At 74.4% G+C, this 9,229-nt stretch carries 5 protein-coding genes; 4 read left to right on the top strand and 1 reads right to left on the bottom strand.

The window, feature by feature from the left end:
• Positions 1-5,641, top strand: a 5,641-nt coding sequence (locus HG542_RS32540) for an SDR family NAD(P)-dependent oxidoreductase (RefSeq protein WP_171087911.1), incomplete at its 5' end; no start/stop codon positions are given.
• Between the two features lie 232 nt (positions 5,642-5,873).
• Entirely contained in the window at positions 5,874-6,767 is an 894-nt protein-coding gene (locus HG542_RS32545) for an alkane 1-monooxygenase (RefSeq protein ID WP_171087913.1), read from the top strand.
• Here the strand turns inward: HG542_RS32545 and HG542_RS32550 are convergent.
• Positions 6,745-7,347, bottom strand: coding sequence for a class I SAM-dependent methyltransferase (locus tag HG542_RS32550; protein ID WP_171087915.1), 603 nt, complete (start codon positions 7,345-7,347; stop codon positions 6,745-6,747). The two genes, HG542_RS32545 and HG542_RS32550, sit on opposite strands and share 23 nt — an antisense overlap.
• 196 nt (positions 7,348-7,543) lie before the next feature.
• Here HG542_RS32550 and HG542_RS32555 point away from each other — a divergent pair, with 196 nt between their 5' ends.
• Positions 7,544-8,821 carry a globin domain-containing protein gene (locus HG542_RS32555; RefSeq protein ID WP_229922857.1) on the top strand — a complete coding sequence of 426 codons (1,278 nt, stop codon included), beginning with the start codon at positions 7,544-7,546 and terminating at the stop codon, positions 8,819-8,821.
• On the top strand, positions 8,818-9,229 hold a 412-nt coding region (locus HG542_RS32560), incomplete at its 3' end, for an FAD-dependent oxidoreductase (RefSeq protein ID WP_171087919.1). The genes HG542_RS32555 and HG542_RS32560, both read left to right, overlap by 4 nt.

Here is a 9,229-nt window from a genome sequence, read left to right on the forward strand (position 1 = left end):
CGCGTACACAGCCGGTGCGCTGACGCTGGAGCAGGCCGCACGTGTGATCGCGGCACGCGGCAGGGCCCAGGCCGCCACCGCCGGTACGGGGCGCATGGCAGCGGTGTCCCTGTCCCGGGAGGAGGCCGAGAAGGCACTCGAAGGCCGCCCGCAGCTGGAGATCGCCTGCGTCAACACCCCGCGCGACGTCACGGTCTCCGGCCCTGCCGGCCGGCTGGCCGAGCTCAGGGCCGACCTCGCCCGCGAGGGCGTCGCCTGCACCCTGCTCGACGTGGACCGCGCCTTCCACAGCCCGGCCATGGACCCGGTGAAGCAGCCCCTGAAGGCGGCGCTCGACGGGCTGAGCCCCGCGCCCGTGCGCATCCCGATGGTCTCCACCGTCAACGCCTCCTTCGTCAAGGGCACCGAACTGGGCAGTGCCTACTGGTGGCGCAACGTCCGCCGGCCCGTGCTCTTCGCCCACGCCGTGCAGCACCTCCTCGGCAAGGGCCACGACGTGTTCGTCGACATCGGCCCCCACCCGATCCTGCAGCCCTACCTGCGCCGCCTCACGGAGAAGCACAAGACGCCCGTGGCCGTCGTGCCCACCCTCGCCAAGGCCACGGACGGCCCGGCGGCCCTGGAGCACACCGTGGCCACCCTGGCCGCCGCCGGCGCGCGCATCGACTGGAACGTTCACTTCCCCGTCCTCGGGCGCGTCACCAGCCTGCCCGCCTACCCGTGGCAGCGGACGGAGCACTGGAACGGTTCCCCCGGCACATGGGCCGGGACGTCCGGCGACGGCGGGGTGGACCACCCGCTGCTGGGCGACCGGATGCCGCTGCACGAACCGACCTGGCACGGGCCCGTCGAGCCGGTGCTCGTACCGTGGCTGGCCGACCACCGCGTCGGCGGCTCCGTCGTGCTGCCCGCCACTGGCTACGCGGAGATGGCCCTGGCCGCGGGCCGCCGGGTGCTGGGCGGCCCCGCGGAGCTCAAGTACCTGGAGATCCTCCGGGTGCTCCCCGTCCCCTGGGAGAACCCGGGCAGCGTCCGCCTCTTCCTCACCCTCTCCCCGGACGACGGGGCGGTCACGGTCACAAGTACCGCCGGGCGCACCGGAGAACCGTCCCTGCACGCCCGCGGCCGGGTGCGCCGGCTGCTGCGTCCGCGGCCCGCCCCGCTCGACGTCGCCGCCGTGCGGGAGCGCTGCCGTACGGAGACGGACCCGCAGGAGCTCTACACGACGGTGGCCGCCGCCGGGCTCGACTACGGGCCGGCCTTCCGTCCCCTGCGCACGCTGTGCACGGGGGACGGCGAAGTCCTCGCCGCCTACCGGCACGACGCCCCCTCCGACGCCTACGAGGTGCACCCGGCCCTGCTGGACGGAGCCCTCCAGTCGGGGCTTCCGCTCATGGCCGACGCACTGAAACGCCAACTCGCCTACCTGCCCGGCACCCTCGACGCGGTCCGCGTCTGGCAGACACCCCCTGCCGAGGGGCTGTACCACCTGCGCGAGCGGGGCCGTACGCCCACGGAGGTCTGCTGGGACATCACCGTCACCGACGCCGACGGCACCGTCATGGCGGAGGTGGAAGGGTGCAGGCTCCGGCGCTTCGCCGGCCTGCGGGGGACACCGCTGACCCGCCACGCCATCGTCATGCGGGCACAGCCGCGCCCGGACGTCCCCCCTGCCCGCACTCCGCTGCCCGCACCGTCCGCCGTACTGGAGGCGGCGCAGCCGCGCATCGCCGAACTGTGCGCGTCCTGGCGGTCGTTGTGGTACGACCGGGTGCGCCGGATGAACAAGGAGATCACGGCCCTGGGGGCTGCGGAGGTCTTCGCCGGCGCCCTGACCGATGCCGCGGCGCCCTTCACTCTGGACGACGTCGTCGACGCGGAGGTCAGCAGGCCCCACCACCGGCGCCTGGGCGAACTCATGCTCCCCCTCCTGGAACGTCACGCCCTCGCACACCGCGGGGCCGACGGCAGGTGGCTGCTCGTCGAGCGTACGACGACGCTGCAGGAGCAGCTGCGGCGTTTCGTCCGGGACTTCCCCGCCTACGGGACCGAGATCGCCCTGAGCGCGTACTGCGTGCAGCGGTTGGAGAGAGTGCTGAGCGGCGACGACGACCCGCTGGAGTTCGTCGCCCACGGCGCCGCCGAACTGACCGAGAGGTTCTTCGACATTGCCCCGTGGAGCCGCTTCCACAACCGCCTGATGCAGGCTCTCGTCTCGGCGATGACCCGGCAGTGGCCCGACGACCGGCCGCTGCGCATCCTGGAGGTCGGCGCCGGCACCGGCGGCACCACGGCCGCCCTTCTGCCCCTGCTCCCGCCCGAACGTACCCGCTACGTCTTCACCGACGTCTCCCCCCTCTTCCTCGGCCGGGCCGAGAAGCGGTTCTCCGACTACGACTTCGTGGAGTACCGCACCTTCGACCTGGACCGTCCACCGGCCGAACAGGGCCTGATCGAAGGCGGCTTCGACCTCATCGTGGGGGCCAACGCCCTCCATGCGGCCAAGGACCTCGCCCTCGCGCTGCGTCGGGTCAACAGCCTGCTCGCCCCGTGCGGGCAGCTCCTGGCTCTCGAGCTGCACGACGTCGAAATCCTCGCCCAGTCCTTCGGGACCCTGGAGAGCTTCTGGAACCACACCGACCGTGAACTGCGCCCAGGGCCACCGCTGTTGTCTGCCCGTCGCTGGCAGGAGCTGCTGGAGGAGTGCGGCTTCACCGGAGTCGTCCGCACAGGCGACGAGCGCCGTGCCGCCGGATCCGACGGGTCCGTGCTGCTGGCCGCCGCGCCCGAACGCCCCGTCCCGCAGGCGCCCTTGCCGGCCGCGGACGGCACGGACGGCACGACGGCATGGATCGTCGCGGCCGAGAGTGCGGACAGCGGTCCGCTGCCCGGCGCGGTGGCCCGGGCCCTCCACTCCACAGGCGGCAGCGTCCGGTGCGCAGCTGCCGCCGCGGACACCCCGGAGCAGTGGGAGGAACTGATCCCGCGGGATGCGGACGCCGTGGCCGTCGTCCTGGTCCTGGACCCCGCGGACGGCGGCCGCACCCCGGACGGGCTGCTGGACCTCGCCACCCGCCGGGCTGCCGTGCTCAGGGCCCTCGCGGTCGCCTGCGACCGGCTGCCCGGCCGTGTCCGGCCCGCCCTGTGGCTGGTCGCCGGCCCCAGCGGCGCCCTCCCGGCCCCCGAGCGGGCAGCGGTCCCCGAGGACGCCGCCGCCTGGGGCGTCACCCGCACCCTGGCCAACGAACACCCCCGGCTGACCGTGCGCCGTCTGTCGCTCGACCGCTCCGCCGACGACCCGGACGGCGACGCCCGCCGTGTGGCCCGCGAACTGCTCGACGCCTCCGACGAGGACGAGATCGCCCTCACGGCCCGCGGCCGCTTCGTCCCCCGCACCACCGACGTGACCGCCGCCCCGCAGGGCACGGCCGACAGCCGTGACGTGCCCGCCTTCGCCCTGGAGGTCCGCGACCCGGGGCTCGCGTACCGGCTCGCCTGGACGGAGACCGATCCGCCCCCCGAGCCCGGTCCCGGGGAGGTCGTCCTCGCGGTGCACGCGGCCGCGCTGAACTACCGGGACGTGATGCAGGCGGCCGGGGTGCTGCCCCCGGTCGAGGCCGCCCAGCGGCTGACCCGGCAGCCCGGCCCCGGCATGGAGTGTTCCGGCACCGTCACGGCCGTCGGCCCGGGCGTGACGTCCGTCGCCGTGGGCGACCGCGTCTTCGGCCTGGCCCCCGGCACGTTCGCCTCCCACACCGTCACCACCGAGCACGCCCTCGGCCGGATGCCCGCCGGCATGACCTTCCCCGAGGCCGCCACCCTGCCGGTCGTCCTCCTCACCGTCCACTACGCCCTCGGACACCTGGCCCGCCTGTCGGAGGGCGAGACCGTCCTCGTGCACGGCGGTGCCGGCGGAGTCGGCCTCGCCGCGCTGCAGTTCGCCCGCCGCCGGGGCGCGCACGTCATCGCGACGGCCGGCACCGAGGCCAAGCGCAGCCTGCTGCGGATGCTCGGTGTCGGGCACGTCCTCGACTCCCGCTCCATGGACTTCGCGGAACGGATCCGGGAGCTCACGGCGGGCCGCGGAGTCGACGTCGTGCTCAACTCCCTGGCCGGCGAGGCCGTCGAGCGCGGGCTGGAGGCGCTGCGCCCCGGCGGCCGGTTCGTCGAGCTGGGCAAGCGGGACATCCACGAGGACAAGCCGCTCCGCCTGCGCCCGTTCACCCGGAACATCGCCTTCTTCGGCGTCGACCTCAGCGAGCTCCTCCACGATCCCGAGCTCGCCCGGCGGCAGTTCGCCGAGGTCGTCGCCCTGGTCCGGTGCGGCCGCTACCGACCGCTGCTGCACACCGTCCACCCGGCCGCGCGGGTCACCGAGGCGTTCCGCCTCATGCAGCACTCACGGCACGTGGGCAAGGTCGTGGTGGCCTTCGACCCGCTGGACGAGCCGCTGATGGTCGAACGCGCCCTGCACACCCCCGAGTTCGACCCGCAGGGCACCTATCTGGTGACGGGCGGCCTCGGCGGGTTCGGCGCAGCCACCGCCCGCTGGCTCGGCGCGCGGGGAGCCCGCCGGCTCGCCCTCGTCGGCCGCCGCGGACCGGAATCCCCCGAAGCGGCGGATCTCGTGGCGGAGTTGGCCGCCCGCGGGGTCGAGACCAAGGTCTACGCGGCGGACGTCTGCGACGCTGCCGCCATGCAGCGCATCGTCGAGGAGGCGGAGACGGACGGCCGACCGCTGCGCGGCGTCGTCCACTCCGCGATGCACCTGGACGACGCACTCCTGACCCGGCTCACGGACGAGCGGTTCCGCTCCGTCCTGGCCGCCAAGCTGGGCGGCGGAGCGGTGCTGGACGCCGTGACCCGGGGCCGGCCCCTCGACCTGTTCCTCGTGTACTCCTCGCTCGTGGCCTCGGTCGGCCACATCGGCCAGTCCCCGTACGTGGCGGGCAACCTCTACCTGGAGGCGCTGGCCCGCAAACGCCGCCAGGAGGGCCTGCCCGCCCTCGCGGTCGCCTGGGGAGCGCTGGGGGAGACGGGCTACGTGGCCCGCAACTGCCTCCAGGACACGATGACGCAGTTCGGCATGGAACCGGTCATGCCCCACGAGGCCTTCGAGGCCCTGGAGGAGTCGCTCACCGCGCAGCACGACGTGGCCGGATGCGGCCGCTACAACTGGGCGGCGCTGGCCGGCCTCCTGGCAGGTGCGGCCGCGCCCCGGCTCGCCGGCCTCGTGCCCGTCCTGGACGCCGTCGCGGCCCCGTCGCGGCAGGACATCCTCCGCAAGCTCTCCGGCATGTCGCCCGAGCAGGCGGAGCAGTACATCGCCGACTCGCTCACCCAGAAGCTCGCCGAGGTCGCACAGCTGCCGCCGGAACAGATCGACCACCGGCGCCGGATCGACACCTACGGCGTGGATTCCCTCATGGCCACCGAAGTGCTCACTTCGCTCCGGCAGCAGTACGACATCGACATCCCGCCGATGGAACTGCTCCGCAGCGAGGGCACTATCACCGACATCGCGCGCATCATCCGCCTGCGCCTCGGCCTGGGCAGCACCGACGAGGCCACGGTGCCGGCACTGCCGCCCGCACGGCAGCACGGGGAGCCGTCCGGGCCTGCGGAGGGAGACGTCTCGTGAGCGCAGCATCCGCCGTGCGGCGGCGCGTCGGCCGGAAGGACCTCACACGTCTGCTCTCGCCCACCGCATCCCCCTCGTCGGACCCGCCGGCTGGTGGCTGCCGTTCCTCGGCACGCTCACCGCGTTCCCCGTCGCGGACCGGCTGGCCGGTTCCGACCCCTCCAACGCGCCCGAGCCGACGGCGCGTTCCCACCGGGCGGACGCCCCGCACCGCTGGTGCACCTATCTCTTCGTGCTCCTGCAGTACCTGTCCCTGGTCTGGTCCTGCAGTCAGTGGGCCTCTCCCGCCGTGTCGCCCGTGGACGGCGCGGGCCTCGCCCTGGCGGTCGGCTGGGTCGGCGCGCTGGGCCTCAACGCGGGTCACGAGCTCGGGCACACCACCACGCAGGCCGAACGGTGGCTGAGCAAGGCCGCGTTCGCCCAGGTCGCCTACGGGCACTTTCACGTCGCCCACAACCGCGGGCACCACCTGCGCGTGGCCACCCCGCACGACCCGTCGAGCGCCCGCCTGGGGGAGGGCTTCTGGCGCTTCCTGCCCCGCGTCGTCAGCGGCCGGCCGGCCGAGGCCTGGCGAGCGGAGGCCCGGCGGCTGGCACGCCGCGGCCGCAGCCCCTGGAGCCCGCGCAACGACGTGCTCAACGCCTGGGCCATGACGGTCCTCCTGGCCGCGGTGCTGGGGGTCGCCTTCGGGCCACGGGTCCTTCCGTACCTCGCCCTCCAGGCGGCGTTCGGTATCTGCATCCTGGAGGCGGGTGCCTACCTGGAGCACTACGGCCTGCTGCGGCAGCGCCGCGCCGACGGCCGCTACGAACGCCCCGGGTACGGGCACAGCTGGAACAGCGACGCCATCGTGAGCAGCGCGCTGCTCTTCCGGGCCCAGCGCCACTCCGACCACCACGTCAACCCTCTGCGCCCGTATCCGCAGCTGCGCCACGTGGACGCCCCGCAACTTCCCGCGGGGTTCGTGACGATGATCGTGCTCGCCTGGATCCCCCCGCTGTGGAGGCGGGTGATGGACCCAAAGGTGATCGCCCGCTACGGAGGGGACGTCACCCTGGCCAACATCCATCCCCCGGCCCGGGACCGGATCCTCGCCCGCAGCGTCACCGCGGCTTCACCGCCGTGATCACGGTGGTGCGGACGAGGGGGCCGCACCACCACATCACGGGCCCGGCACCGCGCCGGTCCACCGCGCACATGCCGAGCGAGGCCAGCACCTCCGCGCGCCCGCGTGCCCAGACGTCCACCCTGACCAGACGGCCGCCCGGCCGCAACACCCGTACGGTTTCGGCCAGTACGGTACGGCGCCGTGCCACGGGCCGTACGTTGTGCACGGCCATGCTGGTCGCGACGAGGTCGAAGCAGCAGTCCGCGAACGGGAGCGCCGTCATGTCGGCCGTGCACAGCATCATCGCGGCACCGCTGCCGCACCCCAGGTCGAGCACGGTCTCGTCACCGCTCAGCCCGAGAGCGTCGGTCAGCCTCCGCCAGACGACGAACTTCCCCCGCAGCGAGGCGTGCAGGAAGGTCACCGCGCATCCCGCCAGCCCGGCGGCCGCCGCGGCCGGGGCGAGCACGACGACGAGCGGCGCGGCACACAGCCGGGCCACCAGGGTCAGGAGAGCGGCCAGGAAGGCCCCGGCGGCGAGCGCGGCCAGCTGCCACGGCCCGTCGATCCCGTACGGAAGCGCCCTGCGGCGCGTCATACCGGCTCCTTCCCGAAGTTGCACAACCCCTTGCGTGGGGCGCGGTCGCGCGCGCTGTGCAACGGGACCGAGGTACAGGTAGGGCCGAAAGACCCTGGGGAATAGGGCCTCTTGGGCACATATGTCCGGTGTCATACTGGCGCGCGCCGTCCACGGAAGGGACGGCAGGACCCACCTCCCTGACAGGAGTCTCCCCGTGCCACGCGACACCGTCACCCCCGAGTACCACGCCCTGCTCGCCCGGCACGAGGCAATGCGGCTGCGCCGGCAGCTGCTGACCCCCGCCCAGTCCCCGGCCGCGCGGACCGCCCGCGAGCCGGAGCCGTCCTACGACGGCGCGGCCGACCAGCGGGTGATCGCACAGTCCCTCGAACTCATCGCGTCCCTCGACGACTTGATCAGCCGTCTCTACGACGCACTGTTCGGGCACTGGCCCTATCTGCGTTCCCTCTTCCCCGCGTCGATGGACTTCCAGAAGCGGCATCTCGTGCAGATCTTCCGCTACCTGATCGGCCGCCTGCACCGACCGGACGACGTGGCCGCGGAGTTCACCCGCCTCGGCCGCGACCACCGCAAACTCGGTGTACGGCCCGCCCACTACCTGGCCTTCGAGGCCGCCCTGCGCGAAGCGCTGCGCGGCACGGCCGGGGCGCAGTGGACCGGCACGATGGAGGAGGCCTGGCTGCGCATGCTGCGCTTCGCCGTGGCGGCCATGAACCGGGGAGCCGAGGAGGCGCTCCGCGAACCCCCTTCCTGGCACGCCACGGTGACCCGCCACGAACTGCGCGGCCCGGGGCTCGCCGTGCTGCGCGTCAGCCCGCACGAGCCGTACGCCCACCGGGCGGGCCAGTTCGCGGCCGTGGCCTCGCCGCTGCTGCCGCAGGCCTGGCGGCAGTACTCCCTCGCCTGCGCGCCCCGCACCGACGGCGAGCTGGAGTTCCATGTACGGCAGGCCGGGCCCGGCGGGGTCAGCGAGGCCCTGGTGGCCCGTACCCGCGCCGGGGACACGCTGCGCCTGGGGCCCGCGAGCGGGACGGCGACGCTGGACGCCGCACCGGCGCGCGATCTGCTGCTGGTGGCGGACGACACCGGCTGGGCCCCGGCCAAGGCGCTGCTGGAGGAACTGGCCGCCCGCCGGAGCGGACATCGCATGGTGCACCTCTTCCTGGGCGCCCGGCATGCCTCCGAGCGGTACGACGCCGCTGCGGTGGCCGCCCTGGCGCAACGGCTTCCCTGGCTGCGCGTGGTCGAAGTGGCCACCGGGGAGGAGGCGTTGGCGGAGGCCGTGGCCCGGCAGGGCGACTGGAGCGGACACCTCGCCTTCGTCAGCGGCCCGCCCGACTCCGTCGGCTCCGTCGTGACCCGGCTCACCGCCCTGGGGCTGCCCGCCGGGCAGATCCGACATGACCCCCTTCCCGGCCTGCCGGCTCTCACCGGCCGGCGTGCCGAAGCTCTCGAAGGAGCAGACACATGAGCGGGTCCGCCGCGGGCCACGTCATCGTCATCGGCGGCGGCATGGCGGGCCTCGCGGCCGCCCACCGCCTCGGCGGGGCGGGCCGGCGCGTCACCGTCCTCGAATCCACCGCCCGGCTGGGCGGCAAGCTGTACACGGGCGACATCGCGGGCGTCCCGGTCGACTTCGGCACGGAGGGGCTGCCCGCCCTGCGCCCGGAGGCGGTCGACCTGGCCCGGGCCGTCGGGCTGGGCGACCGGCTGCGGTTCCCGGCCGTCACCCCGGTCGCCCTGTGGTCCGGCGACGCCCTGCGCCCGCTGCCCCGGGGGCACGGAACGGGCACGCCCGGCGACCCGGCCGCCCTGGCGGACGCCCTGTCCCCGGCCGGCACCGTCCGTACCGCCCGGCCCCGGCGGCCCGGTGCCGCGC

The organism is Streptomyces morookaense (genome assembly GCF_013030945.1).
GTDB lineage: Bacteria > Actinomycetota > Actinomycetes > Streptomycetales > Streptomycetaceae > Streptomyces > Streptomyces morookaensis.